This is a genomic window from Labrys sp. F242 (genome assembly GCF_057813875.1).
Genome location: NZ_JBVASG010000021.1, coordinates 1 through 423, shown reverse-complemented (window position 1 = coordinate 423; position 423 = coordinate 1). Strand labels below are relative to the sequence as shown.

1 protein-coding gene is annotated in these 423 nt (G+C 63.6%); it reads left to right on the top strand.

Annotated elements, in window-relative coordinates:
• The coding region (locus tag ACZYTC_RS34250; RefSeq protein ID WP_488991758.1) for a hydantoinase/oxoprolinase family protein at positions 1-423 on the top strand (423 nt) is incomplete at both ends.

Genomic DNA, 423 nt, shown 5'->3' with positions numbered 1-423 from the left:
TCGCCGCCCTTCCTGATACCGTTGATGAAGAAGGTCGGCAAGCTGATCGGCAACGACTCGCTGATCTGCTCGGACATGGGCGGCACCTCCTTCGACATGGGCGTGATCACCCGCGGCCAGACCCGCATCGAGAACGAACCGATCATGGACCGGTTCAAACTCAACGTGCCGACGCTGGATCTCGACACCATCGGTGCCGGCGCCGGCATGATCCTCAAGGTCGACCCGTTGACCCGGAAGATCAGCCTCGGCCCGGAGAGCGCCGGCTCCGATCCCGGACCGATCTGCTTCAACCGGGGTGGCACCCGGCCGACCATCGCCGATTGCGACGCCATTCTCGGACGCCTCAACCCCGACTCTTTCCTCGGCGGCAAGGTGAAGCTCGACGTGGAGAAGGCGACACTGGCCTTCAAGGATCAATGC